We start from the raw sequence: 19,584 nt of genomic DNA, 5'->3' as shown, positions 1-19,584 counted from the left end.
CGGGAATTAATCGCCCGGCTTAAATACACCAATCACTTGCTCAAATTGGCGTGTTGAGGCTTGCACTGCCTGCTCTGGTTGCGTCATTTTGTGGCCACACTGTACGCACTCCACTTTTTCCACATCATGTTCTTTATAAAGCATCATGGTATCCATGGCCTTACACTCAGGGCATGATGCGCCAGCAATAAAGCGTTTCTTTTGTTTCATAGATGATCTCCCGTGGCATGTAGGCGGCTATTTTAGCCTAATAATTCTCTGTTTGATACGATTGCGAAGGCTAATGTGATCCGTGTTATGATAGCGGCAATTTAATCAGTGCTGTGCAAGTAAACATTCATGATCCAAATTTCAGACATCGAACTTCTACGTGGTGGTAACGCCTTACTAAAAGGGGCCTCTGCAACCTTATTCCCAGAGCATAAAGTCGGCCTTGTTGGCGCTAATGGCTGTGGTAAATCAACGCTGTTCGCGCTATTAAAGTCTGAATTGCAACTCGATGCCGGTGAATGCCAAATTCCTAAAGACTGGTCAATTGCCTCTGTGAAGCAAGAAACACCCGCGCTCGAAATCAGCGCTCTAGATTATGTATTACAAGGTCACCCTGAATATTACGCGCTAAGAATTGCACTACGCGAAGCTGAGCAAAATAACGACGGCGATGCGCAGGCAAAAGCACATATTGGCCTAGAACATATTCAAGGCTATAGCATTGAGGCAAAAGCAGGAGAGCTATTACACGGTTTGGGTTTTAGTAATGAGCAAATAGACAACCCAGTGAGCGCCTTTTCTGGTGGCTGGCGTATGCGCTTAAACTTAGCACAAGCACTTATTCGTGATGCCGATTTATTACTGCTGGATGAGCCAACCAACCACTTAGATCTCGATGCGGTTTACTGGTTAGAACGCTTTTTACGTGCCTACACAGGCACTCTAGTGCTTATTTCCCATGACCGAGAATTCTTAGATGCCGTTGTTGACCAAATTTGGCACATAGACGCACAAAAAATAAATGTTTATAAAGGCAATTACTCGCAATTCGAACGCCAAAAAGCAGAGCGCTTATTACAACAACAAGCGATGTTCGAAAAGCAACAAGAACAAATTGCTCACCTAGAAAAATTCATTACGCGCTTCAAAGCAAAAGCCAGTAAGGCTAAGCAAGCACAAAGCCGCGTAAAAGCCCTAGAGCGTATGGAAAAGCTGGCTCCAGCCCATGTTGACTCACCCTTTGATTTTGAATTTGCTGAGCCAACAGCACTGCCAAACCCATTAATGACTCTCGACCAAGCCAAAGCAGGCTATGGCGACACCACCATTTTGCATAGCATCAAGCTAAACCTAGTGCCGGGTAGCCGTATTGCGCTGCTTGGCCGAAATGGTGCGGGTAAATCAACACTGATTAAATTATTAGCTGGCGATTTACAGCCTCAAGCAGGTGAAGTATTTCAGCATCAGGGCTTAAATATTGGTTACTTTGCGCAGCATCAACTCGAGTCACTCGATTTAAAAGCCAGTGCAGTGACCCATTTACAACGTTTAAATCCGCAAGCTCCAGAGCAATCATTGCGTGACTTTTTAGGTGGCTTTGCATTCTTTGGCGATAAAGCACTTGAGCCAGTTGCGCCATTTTCTGGCGGTGAAAAAGCCCGTTTAGTACTAGCAATGCTGGTGTACCAAAAGCCAAACCTACTGTTACTGGATGAGCCAACCAACCACCTCGATTTAGAAATGCGCCATGCTTTAGTTATGGCGCTGCAAGGCTTTGAAGGCGCTATGGTTACCGTATCGCACGACCGTCATATGCTTAAAAATACCGCTGATGAGTATTACCTTGTTGATAATGGCGAAGTAACACAATTTGGTTATGACCTTGATGCCTATTACCAATGGCTACTCAATGCCAATAAAGAAGCTGCTAAAAGCCCTGAAGACGATGCGCCTAAAGCCCATTCAAGCGTTAACCGCAAAGAGCAAAAGCGCTTAGAAGCTGAGTTCAGAAAGTCAGTGCAGCCGTTGAAAAAGCAAATCGAAAAGCTTGAAAAGCAACTTGATAAGTATTCGACAGAGCTTGGAGAAATCGAAAACGCTCTTGCCGACAATGACTTATACAGTGATGAAAATAAAGCCAAACTGACAGAGCTACTCGGTAAACAAGCAAACCTAACACCCAAGCTTAATGACGTTGAAGAAGAGCTACTCATGGCACTTGAAGAGCTTGAAGAAAAAGAGCAGGCCTTTGCCGATGAAACCGCTTAACAGCGAACAGTTTTGGCAGTTTGCATGCAAGCTTTACAGCAAAGACGGCATGCAAACCAAGCTACTAGGCTATCAGGACCAGCAAGGCAAAAATGTGAACCTTTGCCTGCTGCTTTATTATCTTGATTCTTTAGAGCTGGCTGTAACACCCTCTCAACTGAGTGAGCTTGAGTCGTGCATTGCCGAATTTGACCAGCAAGCTTTACAACCCCTAAGAGCCACACGCGCCTACCTGAAAACTATTCAAAACGAGATTTCAGACTACCCTACCATCCGCAAAGAGCTACTTAGCGCAGAACTAAAGCTAGAAAAACAACAGCAACAATTACTGATAAACACAGCGAATACGATGGTATTCACTCAGTACACAAATGCTGAAAATATAAGGCTTTATGTCGGTACTGAGTTAGCGAGTTAGCGAGTTAGCGAGTTAGCGAGTTAGCGAGGGTAAAGATTCTAGGTTTTAGGTTCTAGGTCAAGCATAACCTTGGGAGTGATTTATGATGGTTTGGGTTTACCAAAGAAAGGGTTTACATGGATTGCGTTGGGTTTCGCTTCGCTCAAACCAACCTACCCGAAGAATGAATAGGGCGAATGCTGAGTAAGACACTGCACTCAACAACTCCACCGCTCAACTGACGTCTGACGGCTGAAAGCTGATAGCTCCGCTTACGTTGGGTTTCGCTCCGCTCAAACCAACCTACTCCCTCCCATATCTATCATCAAATCGCTCGATGTCGCTTTCATCAAGTATTGCACCGGTTTGTACTTCAATAACGATCAGAGGTGTGGCTTGTTGATTAGCGAGGCTATGTAATTGTTTAGCCGCAATATAACAAGATTGATCGGCTGTTAGCTCAAACTCGTCATCACCTACTCGCACACTTGCCACTCCAGATACGACAACCCAATGCTCTGCACGGTGCTGATGGCGTTGAGTTGAGAGTTTTGCACCGCTGTTGACGATTATTTTCTTTACCTTAAAGCCAGTACTTTCAATTAAAGTTCGATAGTTGCCCCAAGGTCTGAATACCGCTTGATGGTGGGTTAGTTTATCGTTATCGACAACAGCAAGCTGTTTAAGTAAATCAGGGAGCTTATCGAGCGCACTTTTGTCTGCCACTAAGGTGGCATCATGAGTATGTATAATTGCTTTATTACTCACGCCGAGCGCCGCAATAGTATGGTCGGCTTCGCTGATAAGTAGATTATTCTCGCTATCTAAGCTCACCCCTTGCGAAGCTAAATAATTGCCATGCTGGTCTTTTTCTACGATTTTCGACAATGCTGAAAAGCTGCCAACATCGCTCCAATTCAAATCAACAGGAATAACAGCAACGTTAGCGCTACGCTCCAAAATAGCATAATCAATAGAATCACTTGGGCATGCTGTAAGCTCAGCCGCAACAGGCCGTTGAAAACCTAAATCTGCGGTGAAGCTAGCCGCCTTTGCGATACTGTCAGCAATCTTTGGCGCAAAACGATTAAGCTCACTCAAGTACACATCCGGTAAAAATAAGAACATGCCGCTATTCCAGCCATACTCACCACTGGTAAGGTATTTTTCGGCTAATTGCAGGGCCGGTTTTTCTTTGAACTCAGCCACCTTAAAACAACCTTCATGAGCTAATGGCTCACCTTGGCGAATATAACCATAACCGGTATGTGGTTCAGTGGGAGTAATAGCAAAGGTTACTAATTGTTTTTGCTGACAAAGCGCTATCGCATTATCTAAGCAGGCAATAAGCTTATCAAAATCACTGATATGGTGATCAGCAGGCATGACTAGTAAGGGATCTTTTAGGCCATTTTGCAATGCAAATTCAGCTGCTAAGGCAATCGCTGGCGCGGTATTTTTACCTTCAGGCTCAAGCAATAAAGTATAGTTATCTGTGATTTCTGCAATTTGCGTTTTAGCAATAAAACGATGCTCTTCATTACACACTAAAATTGGCGCATTAAATCGTGAGTCAGCTACTCGTAAAAGCGTGCTCTGTAAGAGTGATTTTTCGCTAAGTAAAGATAAAAACTGCTTAGGCATCGCTTTACGCGATAAAGGCCATAAACGAGAACCTATGCCACCAGCAAGAATAACGGGGGTGATTTTGCGACTCATGATTGCTTATAGTAAATAATCCAATCATGAGTTTAACAAATTTTTGAGTATGCGGCTTCGAGCAATTACAGTAACTGAAATTGATCAGCATCTAAGTGAGCAGGAAACGCTCTTCGAAAGTCATCAAGCGGTGATTTTTCTAAGCGCTGAATAATGATACCCGATTGGTCATCATCAAGCTTAGCCAAGGTGTCACCTTTAAAATCATAAACGGCAGTACCACCACTGTGGGCAACATTATTACCATCAGCACCAATGCGATTCACACCCACGACATAACACAGGTTTTCCATCGCGCGTGCTTTTAGAAGAGTATCCCAGACATGGCGACGAGCTGCTGGCCAATTGGCTACGTTGATCATCACATCGTAGTCGTTGCAATTACGCTGAAATACAGGAAAGCGCAAGTCGTAACACACTTGCGGTAAAATGCGAAAATCATTGATAGCGAATATCTCGCGCTGCTCGCCTGCTGCGACGAAATTGCCTTCGTTACCTAAACAGAATAAATGGCGTTTGTCGTAATATTTCACTTCGCCATTTGGCCAAACCCAATAAAAGCGATTAGCCTTTTTGTCGCCTTTTGCAACTAAAACAGAGCCTGCAACCACAGCATTTTTTTGCTTAGCTGTGGCTTTTAACCAGCTAAGTACCTCGCCTTGTTCTGGTTCGCTGCAATCTAGATTAATCGCAAAACCCGTGGCAAATGTTTCTGGCAAGACAATTAAATCAACCTGCTCATTAAAACTGTTAAGCTGTTCTGTAAAGTTCGCAAGGTTAGTGCTTTTATCAAGCCAATGCAGTGATGACTGCACTAAAGCTAAGGTTAAAGTTGGCATAAAATCTCCGCGGCACATTTTAATGTGTCATCATTTTTAGCAAAACATAAACGAATCACTTTATCGCTGCTTGTACTGTTATAAAACACACTGAGTGGTACAGCTGCAACACCCGCTTGCTCAACCAACCATTGGCAAAACTCAACATCATCAAGATCAGACACATCACTGTAATCGAGTAATAAAAAGTAGGTGCCTTCACTTGGTAATATTTTAAAGCGGCTTTGTGCTAATGCTTCGCTGAGCAAGTCGCGTTTTTGTTGATAAAAACAACTAAGTTCATCAACATGTTCTGGCTCTAACTCGAGCATATCGGCTAGTGCATGCTGGGCAGGCGTAAAGCTTGAAAAAGTCACATATTGGTGAATTTTACGAAACTCCCCCATTAATTGGGCAGGTGCAACACAATAACCCATCTTCCAGCCAGTGCTGTGAAAGGTTTTGCCAAAGCTTGAGATCACAAAACTGCGTGCAAATAACTCAGGGTCGGTCAGCGCACTTAAATGCAAAGCGCCATCAAAGGTAATGTGCTCATACACTTCATCGCTAATTACATATAAATCATGCTTAGTAACAAGCGCTTTAAGGGCATTAATATCTTCTGTTTTAAAGATTTTACCGCTTGGGTTATGTGGCGTGTTGATGATGATGACACGTGTTTTGTCTGTTATAACATCAGCTACAGCTTGCCAATCGATTTTGTAGTCTGGCGCATGCAAAGCAACATGAACTGAGCGACCGCCAGCAAGCTCAATTGCCGGTTGATACGAGTCATACGCGGGGTCAAATACCACAACTTCATCACCCTCTTTAACAAGCGCTTGAATTGCTACGAATAATGCCTCTGTTGCCCCAGAGGTGACGGTAACTTGTTGCTCGTAATTTATGTTGTTATGGTATTTTCTAGCAATCAAAGCCGCTATTTGCTGTTGTAGCTTTGCAACCCCACTTGAAGGCGCATATTGGTTTACTCCCTCAAGTACATAATGATTGAGCTGTTTTTTTAGTAATTCTGGTGCATCAAATTCAGGAAAACCCTGAGATAAATTAAGCGCTTGGTGCTTATTTGCTAGAGCGGTCATTTGACTAAAAATACTGGTGCCTAAATTCGGCAATTTACTTTCAAACACAGAGGTTCCTTAAAGATGGTTTTGCGCCCGAAGCGATGCTATCATTGCTTAAAACAGATGTATAGCCGTCTAAATAACTTTTAGAATGTCGAGGAATATATGCATAACAATACCGCTATTTCAGAACTAATTGAAGCTGGTAAATGGGTAAGCCAACGTGGCTGGGTCCCTGCTACTGGTGGTAACTTTTCAGCCCGCACTGTAAGCGGTTATGTCGTCACAGCAAGTGGCTTCGATAAAGGTCAACTCGGCACTCATGCATTTATTGAATTTGATCATGAAGGCAATCGTACTAAAGGCTCTGGCAATCCATCAGCTGAAACTGAGCTACATTTGAATATGTATAAGCTGATCCCATCAGCTAAATTTGTTTTGCATACCCATTCTGTTGCAGCAACTGTGTTATCGCGTGTGATCAAAGGCCACGCTATCAATTTGCATGGCTACGAAATGCAAAAGTCTTTAAGCGGTGTCAAATCGCACTTAGATACCTTAACTATTCCTATTTTTGATAATGACCAAGACATTGACCGTTTAAGCTTACTAGTCAGTGATCATCACCTTCACACGCCTATTGAGCATGCTGTATTAATTCGTGGCCATGGTTTATATGTCGTTGGTCGAGATATCAAAGAAGTACTTCGCCATTTAGAAGGCTTAGAGTTCCTATTTAGCTGTGAGCTTGAGCGCCTAAAACTAGAAGGTATTCAAGCTGGAGTTCAACCATGATCAAAGCGATTTTAACCGATATTGAAGGCACAATTACCCGTATTTCTTTTGTTAAAGACGTATTATTTCCTTACGCGGCAGGGCAATTACCTGAGTTTGTAAAGTCACATCAATCAGACCCAGAAGTTGCAGCTCAAATTGAGGCCGTTAAAGCACATATTGAACAACCAGAAGCCAATATCGACACGGTAATTAAGCATTTAATTCATTGGATTGAAACAGATCAAAAAATCACCCCACTTAAGCAGTTGCAAGGCTTAATTTGGCAAACGGGCTACGAAAGTGGTGATTTTACTGGCCACCTTTACCCAGATGCTTATGACTTTTTACAAGCCCAAAAACAAGCTGGAAAAAGTCTATATGTCTACTCATCAGGCTCAGTAAAAGCCCAACACCTGATTTTTGAGTTTTCTGATTACGGTGATGTTAGACCTTTATTTAGTGATTACTTCGACACTAAAGTCGGTGCAAAACAACAGCAAAGCTCTTATGAGAATATTATCGCCGAGCTGCCATTTGACGCTGCCGAAGTATTGTTTTTAAGCGATGTGGTGGCAGAGCTTGATGCTGCTAAAGCTGCTGGTCTTGGCACTTTACACCTTGTTCGCGATGGCCAAGCAGTAAGCGATGCTCACCCATATATCAACGACTTTTCGGAATTTAGTGCGGAGCTTTTAGCATGAGCCAATTAACTATTTATAACGATAACAACGCAAACAACATACTGTTTCACAGCGAAGACTTAAGCGCGATTGCCAATGAACTAAAAACAGTTGGCGTTCGCTTTGAGCAGTGGCAAGCAACAGCACAAATTGACCAAGAGACCAGTCATGACGCTATTTTAACTGCTTATGCTAAAGATATAGAGCGCTTAAAAGCTGAAGGGGGCTATCAAACAGTGGATGTTATTTCGCTTGCTAAGGGTAATCCAAATGCCAGCGAACTACGCGGTAAGTTCTTGTTTGAACATACACATAGCGAAGATGAAGTTCGTTTTTTTGTGAAAGGCCAAGGTTTATTCTGCTTACACTTAGGCGACAAAGTGTATCAAGTGCTTTGCCAACAAGGCGACCTAATTTCAGTACCAGAACTCACACCACATTGGTTTGATATGGGCAGCGACCCTGAATTCACAGCAATTCGCTTATTCAATAATACCGAAGGTTGGGTCGCTAAAAGTACTGAGTCAACTATTGCTACCAACTTCCCACTGCTGGACTAACATGGAAAAACTATTCTCGTACGGTACCTTACAGTACCCGCAGGTTCAGCTTGATACCTTCGGGCGTTTGCTCGAAGGTCAACCTGCTACGCTAACTGGGTATGTCATTGGTGAAGTCGAGATCACCGACGAAGCCGTACTTAAAAGTAGTGGTCAACGCTTTCACCCGGCTTTAATCAAAACAGGCAAACAAACTGATATTGTTAATGGCACTATTTATTTAATCACCGAACAAGAGCTTGCTCAGGCAGATACTTACGAAGTAGATGATTATCAGCGAATTGCAGAAACATTCCAATGTAACAACCAAGCTTGGCTATATGTTGCAAAAAACAGCCTTTAATTTACAAATATAAAACAAAAAGACCCAAATTAAGAACAAAAGCTGCTATTATCCTCCCCATTAATAAGTACTAATTATTTGCTAAAGGACTAAACATGGGGTCGGCATTTTCACCCTTACGCGATACCGTTATTTATGTGGGTGAGTGGCAACTTAACACTCAGCAGCAAACCATCAGCGATGGCACTCATAAGCGTGAACTAGAACCTTTATTATTTAAATTACTGTGTTTCTTTATTGAGCATAATGATCGCATTATCACTCGCCAAGAGCTGGTTGAGAATATTTGGCAACAAAGCTTTGTTGATGACAATGCCATTAACCGTGCCATCTCTGAACTAAGAAAAACTCTTAAATCAGAAAAACAGCCTGGGCAAACCATTAAAACCCATTATCGCAAAGGTTATAGCCTATTTATTGAAGTTAAGCCTCTTGAGCACACTGTGAGTACTGAGCCGCATAAAACAGAAAATGTAATAACAGTAGATAAAGACGCTGATACTCAAGTTAAACCTACGGCCATTAATGAACAAAAAGCGCATTCTTCACGCTGGCCATGGCCTTTTGCAGCGTTAGTGCTTGGTTTATTGATTACTGCTATTTGGTTATTTTCACAACAGCCTAAAGCAAATGATGAAGTACAAAACGAAGCGCCATTTTTAGACCTGCAAGCTGAAACCATTTCATGGCATAAAGGCTCTCACTATCGTTTAATGCTAAGCCATGACAAAACTAAGCTTGCTTATATTCTAGAAAATGATGGTCAAAGTCTTTTTGTCGTCGACCTAACTACTAAAAAAGAATACGTGATTGCCTCTGGCAATATCTTTTTACAGGGTTGGTCTGAGGATGGAGAGAGATTATTTTACGGCTCTTGTGAAAACAAAGACTACAGCGATTGCATCACTTGGCAAGCAAGCAACCTGTTATCAAGTGAAGCGTTAATAAAGCCACGTATCAACCAATCTTTACTTAATTCTCAGCCAAGTCAGTACATTGAAGTGGGTGATGTCGCAATTTCAAGGCGTAATAATTACCGTGGCTTAACTCATTTATATGCTTTATATGCACAAGATTTAAAAACCGGTGAAGAAATTCGCATCAGCACACCCAATATCACTGGCACTGGGGACTTTATTTTAACAACTATAAAAAACCCGAGCCGCATCATCTTTGAGCGCCATAATGTTGGCCAAGTAGAGATATACATGGCGAATTTAGATGGCAGCTCGCTAAAGCTTTTAACTACCAACGATTACCGTGCATGGGTAGCCACATATGATGAGCAGACCAACTCACTAATTTGGTATAGCCGCGGCACCTCAACTATTGAATCATTTTCTTTTGATAGTATGAGTCGACAACCCGCTATAACAGCGCCAGTAAAACGAGCAAATTATGCTTACCCTTTAAGCAAAGAAAGTGTGTTGATCAGTACTGACCTTCACGATAAAGATGCCGCAGTCTTTGACCTTAATTCAAAAACAATGAGCTACATCGCCACAGCGAATAAGCATGAAGACGACTTAGTCGCATTAGCCAATAATGATGTGTACTTCTCTGACTTTGAGTTTTCAGAACGACAACACTGGCTCAGAAAAGCAAACCAATACATCAATATCACTGGCAAAATTGGTGAAGATAGTTCAGTAATTGCAGCAAATAGTGACAGTAGCCGACTTGTTAGCTTCAATAAAGCCGATCAGCAATTAACATTATTAAATGCTGCTGATTTCTCCGAAATTAAGCACTGGACACTTCCTGGTAGTACCAAGCTGGCAGCTATAAGGGGTAACAAGATTGCCGTGCTATATACCGATCTTAGCAATCAGCTAAATCAAATAATGATTCTTCACACCAACAGCGATGAAGTGATTAAAAGCACTATAGATACACCCCTAGCTATTGCATGGTATGACGATACACAGCTGATTGTGCATTCTAAATACGATAAATACCTGCTTTTAGACAGCGATAACAACACCTATAGTGAGCTGACTACACCAGACAAACTAACTGAGTTAAAGCCTTCTATTGTGTCGATGGCAAGTAACCTACATAGTTTGTATATCGCCACTGATACTGAAGTTTTCAGAATTAATTTAGCCACAATGCAGGGCGTTGAGTCAGTACTTCAAATGAAGCCTTCTCACTATATATCGCGCCTTAATGCTAAAAACGACAAGCTGGCAGTGACCTTCTTAACTGCCAACAATCAAAATAGCATTGAGCTCTACACTAAAAAAAGCGCAGAGTAATTTACGACTTTAACTGTTTTAGAATACCTTGCTCGATATCGGACTGGTTATAAACGCCGCTATCGAGCACCCAGCCTGTGACTAGGCTCGCCGGTGTCACATCAAATGCCGGGTTATAAACCTTCGCGTTAGTCGGTGCCCACATCGCTTCACCAAAACTACCACTAACACCGCGCACTTCATTAGGACTGCGTTGCTCAATTTCGATATCTGCACCACACAACGTTTGTGTATCAAGTGTAGTAAGTGGCGCAACGACATAAAATGGAATGTTATGGAAATGCGCTAACACAGCGAGATTATAAGTGCCGACTTTATTGGCAAAATCACCGTTTGCAGCAATACGGTCTGCCCCTACAAAGATTTTATCTACTTTGCCCGCAGCCATTAAGCTCGCCGCCATGTTATCGCAAATCAAGGTATAAGGAATTTGCCAGCGCTCAAGCTCAAAAGCCGTTAAGCGGCCACCTTGCAGTAACGGCCTTGTTTCATCAACCCAAACATGAATGTCACCATGGCGTTGCTGAGCTTTATAAATAACCCCTAATGCAGTGCCGACACCCGCAGTCGCTAAAGCACCGGTATTACAATGGGTTAAAATATTATCTCCCTTATTTACCAAAGCCGCACCACGTTCTGCCATGCTATCGCAAAGGGCAATATCTTCTTTAAATAACTGCTCAGCAGTTGCGACAACAGCTGCAACATAATCAGTCTCTGTTAGCGCTACGCGTAACTTGGCCATGCAGTGCATAAGGTTTACCGCTGTTGGGCGTGTTGCTTCTAGTTCATCTATAGCAACCGCTAGTGCTGATTGACTCATGCCCTGCTCGGCTAGGTGTGCAACCAATAAGCTAGCACCTAAGCCGATTAAAGGCGCTCCCCGGATTTTCAAAGTCAAAATCAAATCTTTCATCGTTTCAACATCGTTACATACATGCCAATGCTGTTGATGTGGCAACAAATACTGATCAAGCACGGTTAGCGTACCTTGCTGATATTTAATACTGCTGGCGATGAGATCTTGCATACTGAATCCGAATAACTAATGAATAACTAATTTAAGTGAATAGTTATTTTACATCAGTTTTGACAACTAACAAGCTAGATGTATGGACATCTAAACGGTTACAGGTATAGAATGCTCAAAGTTAATTGTATTACGAGATAGAGCCATGGCTAAATACACTGCCTTTAATGCAGAGCATGCTGTTGATTACATTAAAGAACTTGTTAAAAGTGAACTAATTTCAGTCTTCCCTGCTGATGCAACACTGACTGCATACGAGTTTGGAGACGGAAACTTAAACTTAGTTTTTCGGGTTGCTGATCAGCACAACAACAGTGTAATTCTAAAGCAAGCACTCCCTTATGCCCGCTGCGTAGGTGAGTCATGGCCATTATCGTTAGACCGCGCCAGAATCGAAGCCGAAGTATTGATTAATCATGGTAAGTTGTGCCCAGAGCATACCGTGGCGATATTGCATCACGATGTCGAGCTGGCATTAACCGTGTTAGAAGATTTAGGTGAGTTACAAATTTTACGTGGTGCACAAATCAACGCAGAGCAATTTCCATTATTGGCCAGCCATGTTGCGCTGTATTTAAGCCGTACAGGCTTTTATAACTCAGACTTTTACTTATCTGCTGAAGATAAAAAAGCCAAAGTCAGCCAATTTATTAATCCTGATTTATGTAAGATCACAGAAGACTTATTCTTTACTGATCCGTACATTGAGCATGAGCGCAATAATTTCCCAACTGAGCTTAGTGAGCACGTCGAAAGTATTCGAAATAATGATGGTTTAAAACTGGCCGCAGCGAAATTAAAAGCTAAATTTTTATCTTGCCCGCAAACTTTATTGCATGGCGATATGCACAGTGGCAGCATTTTTGTTGATAGCAAAACCACTAAAATGATCGACCCAGAGTTTGGTTTTTTTGGCCCTGTTGGCTTTGATATCGGCTCATTTATGGGTAACTTGCTACTAAATTACTGTGCCCAAAACGCCCGTATTACAGAGCAAGCAAAACGCCGTCAGTATCAAACCCATTTATTAACCTGCTTACAAGACTGCTATAGCCAATTTGAGCAACACTGGCTAAACCTAGCAAGCAGCGAAGCAACTGATATTAGCTTTGCAAACCGCGCCTTTAGCGAAGATTACTTACGACACGTATTGCGTGATGCGATTGGCTACTGTGGCGCTGAACTTATTCGCCGTACTATTGGTTTAGCCCATGTTGCAGATATAGACGGTATTGAAGATGCACAAGCTCGTTTAGCAGTACAACAGCAAACGCTCGTACTTGGCGAGCAACTGATGCTCAATGCCACAAGCTGTAACAATAAAGACGAGTTCTTTTCTTTATTAATCAGTTTATTAAACTGATAGTCAAAAAGTAAAAAGGCGCTCAATGCGCCTTTTAATTATTCAACAAGATTATTTATTGTAGTGCTCATACATTTTATCGAGCGGCTCTGATAAACCATTTTCTTGTACCACTCGCACATGCTGGCGAGCTAACTCGCGGGCACTTGATACACCACATGAATGAGCAATCAGCCCTGCACCATAATGAATAAACTTATTATAATTAGCGACACGTTGTGCCTTATCGGTCACATCTAGGCCTCGCTGTAAGCGTTCATTATGAGTCGTAATACCGGTCGGGCAGGTATCTTTATTACATTGTAGAGCCTGAATACAACCAAGCGAAAACATATGACCACGCGCCGACACAATAAAATCAGCACCCAATGCAAGTGCCCAAGCCACTTTTGACGGTACGATTAGCTTACCTGATGCAATCACTTTCACTCGTTCTCTGAGACCATGTTTTTTTAGCAGATCAACAACCAAAGGCAGGCTCTCGCGCAGCGGTAAACCAACTGAATCCATCAAGGGTTGAGGAGCTGCGCCCGTACCGCCGTCGGCACTATCAATAGTGATGAAATCAGGCGCTGATTCAATACCACGATTATTAATTTCACTGAACAAGGTTTCGAGCCAAGTGTATTCACCAATCACCGCTTTAAAACCGGTTGGCTTACCTGTGGTACTGCGTACCGTTTCAATCATATCGAGTAAATCTGCTGGGCATTTAATTTCTGGATGACCATTTGGACTAATCGAGTCATGCCCTTCGGGAATACCCCGAATTTTTGCAATTTCAGCGGTCACTTTGCGCCCTGGTAACATACCCCCTTTACCGGGTTTAGCACCTTGACTCATTTTAATTTCGAACATTTTAACTTGTTCGTGATCAGCAATCGCTTTGAGTTTTTCGGTGCTTAATTTACCGTGCTCATCTCGAACACCATATTTTGCCGTGCCAATCTGAAACACAATATCTGCACCACCTTCAAGGTGGTAAGGGCTGAGCCCTCCTTCACCTGTATTCATCCAACAGCCCGCTAACTTTGCACCTCGCGATAGTGCGCGCACCGCTGGCTTAGATAAGGCACCAAAGCTCATGCCAGAAATATTAAATAACGAGTTTGTTGTATAAGGAGCTTGGCAATAAGGCCCTAACGTGACTTCGCTCGGGTCGAGTGCATCTTCATCTAAAGTTGGGAACGCACAGTTCATAAACATCACAGTGCCCGTTGCTTCAAGACTCTGGGTTGAACCAAAGGCCGTAGTGCGGTCAACATTTTTCGCAGCGCGGTAAACCCAGCTTCGCTCAGCACGATTAAATGGTAGCTCTTCCCTATCCATGGCAAAAAAGTATTGTCTGAAGAATTCACCTTGGCGTTCAAAAAAATAACGAAAGCGGCCGATCACCGGGTAATTACGGCGAATCGCCTGCTTAGATTGCGTCACATCACTAATGTAAAAGCACACAATCACCAGCAAACCTATGCCGAGTGCAAAAATAAACAAGCTGGCAAAAACATCGATACTAAAAATTATAAAATCACTCATCCAAGGCCCCTTTGTGAAATGACATCCTTCAAAGCATATAAGGTGTTTATATTACGTGCAATAAACAAAAAAGGCGTGATGTAAGTCACGCCTTTTCGTTTCTTTTATGCCGCTATGCTGCTCGTTTGGCTAATTCAGCTTTAATATAAAGTTGAATTTGCTCTTCGAGCACTGACATTGGCACTGAGCCATGACGTAATATTTGATGGTGGAATTCGCGAATATCGAAATCTTGACCAAGTGCTTGCTCAGCTTCGTGGCGTAAACGTTTAATTGTTAGCTCACCTATTTTGTATGACAACGCTTGTGCAGGCCATGAAATATAACGGTCGGTTTCGGTCTTCACGTTATGTAATGAAAGCGCGGTATTTTCGCTCATAAACTTCATTGCGCGTTCGCGGCTCCAGCCATACATATGCATACCTGTATCAACCACTAAACGTGCTGCACGCCACATTTCATAGGTTAAACGACCAAAATCACTGTATGGGTCTTGATAAAAGCCCGCTTCGATACCTAAAAACTCCGAATATAAGCCCCAACCTTCACCAAATGCCGACAAATATGCATTACGGCGATAACTTGGTAATGACTCAAGTTCAGCATTTAGCGAGATTTGTAAATGATGCCCTGGTACAGCTTCGTGCAAAGTTAATGCTTCAAGTACATACAACGGGCGCTTATCTAACGCATAGGTATTAACCCAGTAATAACCCGCTTGATCATCACGGCGAGAACCTGAGTAACGGCCGGTTGTATATTTAGGGGCAATACTCTCTGGCACTGGCGCAACACCGTACGGCATTCTTGGCAAGGTGTGGAATAACTTAGGTAACTGCGCATCCATTTTCTTGGCGATGTAAGACGCTTCTTTTAGTAAATCTTTTGGTGTTTTTGCGTAAAATTGCGGATCAGTACGTAAAAAGTGCACAAAATCAGCAAACGAGCCTTCAAAGCCTACTTTCTCGATAATTTTTTCCATTTCTGCACGAATACGCGCGACTTCTTGAAGGCCCAGCTCATGGATTTCTTTTGGCGTCATATCTGTGGTGGTGTAGTACTTAGCGCGATTTTCGTAAAACGCTTTGCCATTCGGCGTACTTGAAATACCAATATCTGTACGTGCACCCGGTTGATACTCATTGTTAAAGAAAGTTAAGTAACCTTGATATGCCGGAATAACTTGTTCTTTGATAATGGTTTGCGCTTGCTTTTGTAGCGCTGCAAACTCGCTATCACTTACACCTGCAGTGTTATTTAAAAATGGTTTGTAAAATTCAGACTGTGTCGCATCATCAACAATATAAGCCGTGATTGAGTCTTGATAGCCCTCTAAAACAGCCTTTGGTTGAGTTAAACCTACTTCAAGACCTTTACGCATCCAGCCGATATTTTGCGAAAAATAGCGGGGAATTTGCTGTAATTTAGCAAGATATAGCTGGTAATCTTGTGGTTTTGTGTAATCTGAGCTTGATATCATAAATGATAGACTAGAGTGGAAACCATACTCAGATGTCAGCGGCATATAGTGCGCATTAAACACATATTCATCGACACTATTTTGCACTTGGCCACGCAAAATAGTCAGGTTAATGCGATTTTCTTCCGATAACTTATCACGGTCGATTGCGTCTAGCTCGGCAAGTAACTCAGTATTCTTCTTGTATTTTTGTTCTAAAAATTCAGCCGATAGATTTTCTAATAAATAACCATCAACGCCATTTTCTTTACCATATGGGCTGATGCTTTGGCGGTAATTAACAATATTTTCGGCTACTTGAGTAAATTGCTGATCAGCATCAATATTTGTTACCTGACAAGCGCTTAAAGTACAAGCTAAAGCAACCGCAATAACAGAACGGTTTAAAGTTCGCGACAGTGTTTGTTTCATAGCATTCTTTTTAGTTTTAATCAGTATCGCTAAAGTAGCGCAGCACTGGCTAAAACCCAAGCAAATGCGACCAAGCTCAGGTTAAATACGCTCAAATTAACAGCGTTGTGTAAATAAGAATGAGCAAGGTTTAAGCAATTTTTAATTACACTTGTTAAAGTTGTTGAGAAAATCAGCTAATAGACACAAACGAAACAAATTTAAGTTCCAAAATTAGCGATTTTGCTTTTAAATAGACTGATTACAGATTACTGTAGACTCAGTATTTATGCTTGGAAGCAAATAAACTTTACGGAAGAGATGATTAATTGGTTGATATGCGTATTTAGTGGTATTGAAAAATGATGTTCCATGATCCCATGGCTATTGCTCAAGAAAAAATGACAAAGGTATGTATCTTTTTAGAACATCATGCATTACCGCCGTCACCACTTAACTACCAAGTTGTTTACACCTACGTCAGTCAGTCTAACCCAAAACTTAACGCCGCTATTGACCGTGCCATCGCACAAAGAAAAACCATCGATTGTGTCTATGTAGAACAGCTTTATTTCGATTTTATAGAGCAAGGCCATAAAATGAAAACCGCCATTGTTCGCAACGTTGACTCAGTAATTAACACTCTTTCGCGTAATGCTAGCAATAACGAACAAAATATTGTGCGCTTTGCTGATCAAGTTAGTGACTGTGTGCATTCAATCGATGAAAACAATATTGAGCAAACGCGTCACGCATTAAAAATGCTCAGTAAACAATCAGAAGTACTGCTCAGCCAGCATCGTCAATTTAAGCAAGAAATAGCAAAAGCCAAATCGCTGCAAGAAAAAACTCAAAAACAACTCACTCAATTACGCAAACAACACATTACCGACCAACAAACTGGCTTATATAAGCGCCACTATTTGAATCAACAAACCCAACTCTGGGTCGGCCAAAATAAAGCGGTTTGTGCTATCTCTATTCACATTGAGAACTTAAATCATTTTATTGAAAACTATGGCGATGTCATTGGTGAAGTCATTTTGAGTAAAGTCGCCAAGCAAGTGCAAAAGTACGTACAAGAAAGCGGTTTACCTGGGCGCACAAGTAAAGATGAATTTACCATCTTACTTGCTGATATAGAGCCTGAAACTGCAAACTTAATTGCCGAAAAAGTACGAAATGGCGTAGAAAAGCTGCGCTTTGTCAGCTCAAAAAATGGCACCAAACTTCCTGCTATCACTCTTGCTTTAGGGATCGCTAAACATGAAGGCGATGGCGACTTTAACAGTTTAGCCCGTAAAGCCTCTTTAGCAGCCGCTAAAGCCAAGTCGCTAGGGCAAAGTAGTTTTATTGCCGGCCAATAAAGTTTAAAACTGCGCTAAGTCATGAAAAGCCACGCTAATCTGATGATTTAGTTATAATCAAATTGCACCCCACAGCTACAATCAAGTACACTAGTCTTTATTGCCACGATAGAGATTAATCATGAACGAGAATCAAGAAAAGACCACGCATTTTGGCTATAAAACCGTTGCTGAAAACGACAAAGCATCAATGGTTGCAGATGTATTCCACTCAGTCGCTGCAAAGTATGACGTAATGAATGATCTTATGTCGTTCGGTATTCATCGTTTATGGAAACGCCAAACTATTGCAAGTTCAGGTGTTCGCAAAGGTCACTATGTATTAGATCTTGCCGGCGGTACAGGTGATTTAACCGCTAAATTTAGTCAGCTAGTGGGTGAAACCGGTCAGGTTATCTTAGGCGATATTAACTCTTCAATGCTGAAAGTTGGCCGTGAGAAACTGCGTAACCTAGGTCGTGTTGGCAATATCGAATATGTTCAAATGAATGCCGAAGCATTACCATTTCCTGATAACAGCTTTGACTTAATTACGATTGCCTTTGGTCTTCGTAACGTGACCGATAAAGATAAAGCTCTGCGTTCAATGTATCGTATTCTTAAGCCAGGTGGCCGTTTACTCGTGCTTGAGTTCTCAAAACCAGAACAAGAAATATTAAGTAAAGCCTACGATTTCTACTCATTTAATATCTTACCTAAGATGGGTGAGCTGGTTGCGAATGATGGCGAGTCTTATCAATATCTTGCTGAATCAATCCGTATGCATCCAGATCAAGAAACATTAAAAGGCATGATGGAAGATGCTGGTTTTGAACAAACCAGTTATCAAAACCTTACTGGCGGTATTGTTGCCCTTCACCGTGGTTTTAAATACTAAAAATTCTGTAAATTAAGTAGGTAACGCGATGTTAGCAAACGCTCTGTTATCACTAGTCGAACGAATCATTAATCAACTGCTGCAGTTAGACCCTCAGTTAAAGGGTAAGCTTGCAGCAATTGCTGATAAACAGCTGTTGATTGAGATACGTGATTGGCAACAGTCAATTTTGTGTGTTTACAGCGACGAGAAAATTCACTTATACAGTACGCAAGAGCGTAGTTTTGGTTGCATGATCAGCGCCGATATCGACACCTTGTTGGCGCTTAAAGATCCATCAATGCTCACGCAACTCATTCGCCAAGATAAGCTCGACTTACAAGGCGACTTAAATCTTGCACAAGGTTTCAGTAATGCCTTTGCTGAGCTTGATATTGATTGGCCAGAACATTTTTCTCGGTACATTGGCGATGCCCCAGCACAACAGTTGTGGCTCTCTATTCAAGCTTTAAAGCGTCGTGGCTCACAAACGAAAAGCAAGTTAGAAAACACCTTAACAACGCTTTGCCAAGATGAGTTAGCAGTGACTATACACCCTCTTGAGCTTGCTGAATTTAAACAGCAAAACCGCCAATTAAAAAGCCAAGTATCTCAATTAGAGATGCGAATTAACGCGCTGTTACAGTCTCGCTAATGCGCTAAGGA

The 19,584-nt window shown here is 42.1% G+C and carries 18 protein-coding genes; 11 read left to right on the top strand and 7 right to left on the bottom strand.

What is annotated here, in order from left to right; genetic code table 11:
* Positions 1–6 precede the first annotated feature (6 nt).
* On the bottom strand, positions 7–210 hold the full coding sequence (locus WA256_RS09510; RefSeq protein ID WP_130167384.1) for a YheV family putative zinc ribbon protein: 204 nt from the start codon (positions 208–210) through the stop codon (positions 7–9).
* A gap of 129 nt (positions 211–339) precedes the next feature.
* On the opposite strand from WA256_RS09510, the gene WA256_RS09505 reads away from it, so the two are divergent.
* Positions 340–2,259 (top strand): ATP-binding cassette domain-containing protein, encoded by a 1,920-nt coding sequence (locus WA256_RS09505; protein WP_130167383.1) that lies wholly within the window; start codon positions 340–342, stop codon positions 2,257–2,259.
* Entirely contained in the window at positions 2,246–2,677 is a 432-nt protein-coding gene (locus WA256_RS09500) for a TIGR02444 family protein (protein WP_130167382.1), read from the top strand. The genes WA256_RS09505 and WA256_RS09500 overlap by 14 nt, the downstream gene beginning before the upstream one ends.
* A gap of 282 nt (positions 2,678–2,959) precedes the next feature.
* Here the strand turns inward: WA256_RS09500 and WA256_RS09495 are convergent, their stop codons facing one another.
* The 3 genes from WA256_RS09495 to WA256_RS09485 form a co-directional block, all read right to left on the bottom strand.
* Complete coding sequence (locus tag WA256_RS09495) at positions 2,960–4,375, bottom strand: mannose-1-phosphate guanylyltransferase/mannose-6-phosphate isomerase (RefSeq protein WP_335990819.1); 1,416 nt, start codon at positions 4,373–4,375, stop codon at positions 2,960–2,962.
* A 65-nt stretch (positions 4,376–4,440) separates the two neighbouring features.
* Entirely contained in the window at positions 4,441–5,214 is a 774-nt protein-coding gene (locus WA256_RS09490) for an amidohydrolase (protein ID WP_335990817.1), read from the bottom strand.
* Positions 5,202–6,344, bottom strand: coding sequence for a methionine aminotransferase (locus WA256_RS09485; RefSeq protein WP_335990815.1), 1,143 nt, complete (start codon positions 6,342–6,344; stop codon positions 5,202–5,204). The genes WA256_RS09490 and WA256_RS09485 overlap by 13 nt, the downstream gene beginning before the upstream one ends.
* Before the next feature lie 99 nt (positions 6,345–6,443).
* Here WA256_RS09485 and WA256_RS09480 point away from each other — a divergent pair, with 99 nt between their 5' ends.
* From WA256_RS09480 to WA256_RS09460, 5 genes are all read left to right on the top strand, one after another.
* Positions 6,444–7,073, top strand: coding sequence for a methylthioribulose 1-phosphate dehydratase (locus WA256_RS09480; RefSeq protein ID WP_335990813.1), 630 nt, complete (start codon positions 6,444–6,446; stop codon positions 7,071–7,073).
* Entirely contained in the window at positions 7,070–7,756 is a 687-nt protein-coding gene (gene mtnC, locus WA256_RS09475; RefSeq protein ID WP_269407813.1) for an acireductone synthase, read from the top strand. Before WA256_RS09480 ends, mtnC begins: the two co-directional genes overlap by 4 nt.
* Complete coding sequence (locus tag WA256_RS09470) at positions 7,753–8,295, top strand: 1,2-dihydroxy-3-keto-5-methylthiopentene dioxygenase (protein ID WP_335990810.1); 543 nt, start codon at positions 7,753–7,755, stop codon at positions 8,293–8,295. The genes mtnC and WA256_RS09470 overlap by 4 nt, the downstream gene beginning before the upstream one ends.
* Before the next feature lies 1 nt (position 8,296).
* Positions 8,297–8,638 carry a gamma-glutamylcyclotransferase family protein gene (locus tag WA256_RS09465; RefSeq protein ID WP_055020559.1) on the top strand — a complete coding sequence of 114 codons (342 nt, stop codon included), beginning with the start codon at positions 8,297–8,299 and terminating at the stop codon, positions 8,636–8,638.
* A gap of 95 nt (positions 8,639–8,733) precedes the next feature.
* Positions 8,734–10,896 (top strand): winged helix-turn-helix domain-containing protein, encoded by a 2,163-nt coding sequence (locus WA256_RS09460; protein ID WP_335990807.1) that lies wholly within the window; start codon positions 8,734–8,736, stop codon positions 10,894–10,896.
* A gap of 1 nt (position 10,897) precedes the next feature.
* On the opposite strand, the gene mtnA is transcribed toward WA256_RS09460, so the two are convergent.
* On the bottom strand, positions 10,898–11,926 hold the full coding sequence (mtnA, locus tag WA256_RS09455) for an S-methyl-5-thioribose-1-phosphate isomerase (protein ID WP_335990805.1): 1,029 nt from the start codon (positions 11,924–11,926) through the stop codon (positions 10,898–10,900).
* 145 nt (positions 11,927–12,071) lie between these two features.
* On the opposite strand from mtnA, the gene mtnK reads away from it, so the two are divergent.
* Entirely contained in the window at positions 12,072–13,289 is a 1,218-nt protein-coding gene (mtnK, locus tag WA256_RS09450; protein WP_269407817.1) for an S-methyl-5-thioribose kinase, read from the top strand.
* Positions 13,290–13,340: 51 nt separating this feature from the next.
* On the opposite strand, the gene WA256_RS09445 is transcribed toward mtnK, so the two are convergent.
* Both WA256_RS09445 and WA256_RS09440 read right to left on the bottom strand, forming a co-directional pair.
* Positions 13,341–14,825: an FMN-binding glutamate synthase family protein gene (locus tag WA256_RS09445; RefSeq protein ID WP_063527844.1), complete on the bottom strand. Its 1,485-nt coding sequence runs from the start codon at positions 14,823–14,825 to the stop codon at positions 13,341–13,343.
* A gap of 112 nt (positions 14,826–14,937) precedes the next feature.
* Positions 14,938–16,716, bottom strand: a complete 1,779-nt coding sequence (locus WA256_RS09440; protein WP_335990801.1) for a DUF885 domain-containing protein — start codon at positions 16,714–16,716, stop codon at positions 14,938–14,940.
* 359 nt (positions 16,717–17,075) lie between these two features.
* Here WA256_RS09440 and WA256_RS09435 point away from each other — a divergent pair, with 359 nt between their 5' ends.
* From WA256_RS09435 to WA256_RS09425, 3 genes are all read left to right on the top strand, one after another.
* Positions 17,076–18,062 carry a GGDEF domain-containing protein gene (locus WA256_RS09435; RefSeq protein WP_269407842.1) on the top strand — a complete coding sequence of 329 codons (987 nt, stop codon included), beginning with the start codon at positions 17,076–17,078 and terminating at the stop codon, positions 18,060–18,062.
* A 121-nt stretch (positions 18,063–18,183) separates the two neighbouring features.
* Complete coding sequence (ubiE, locus tag WA256_RS09430; RefSeq protein WP_055020565.1) at positions 18,184–18,939, top strand: bifunctional demethylmenaquinone methyltransferase/2-methoxy-6-polyprenyl-1,4-benzoquinol methylase UbiE; 756 nt, start codon at positions 18,184–18,186, stop codon at positions 18,937–18,939.
* 28 nt (positions 18,940–18,967) lie between these two features.
* On the top strand, positions 18,968–19,573 hold the full coding sequence (locus WA256_RS09425) for a ubiquinone biosynthesis accessory factor UbiJ (RefSeq protein WP_335990798.1): 606 nt from the start codon (positions 18,968–18,970) through the stop codon (positions 19,571–19,573).
* The last annotated feature ends 11 nt before the right edge of the window (positions 19,574–19,584 follow it).

This window comes from Pseudoalteromonas sp. CH_XMU1449-3, from assembly GCF_037027245.1.
Lineage (GTDB): Bacteria > Pseudomonadota > Gammaproteobacteria > Enterobacterales > Alteromonadaceae > Pseudoalteromonas > Pseudoalteromonas shioyasakiensis.
The sequence above is the reverse complement of the archived record's forward strand: the minus strand, read 5'-3'. Positions and strand labels throughout refer to the sequence as shown.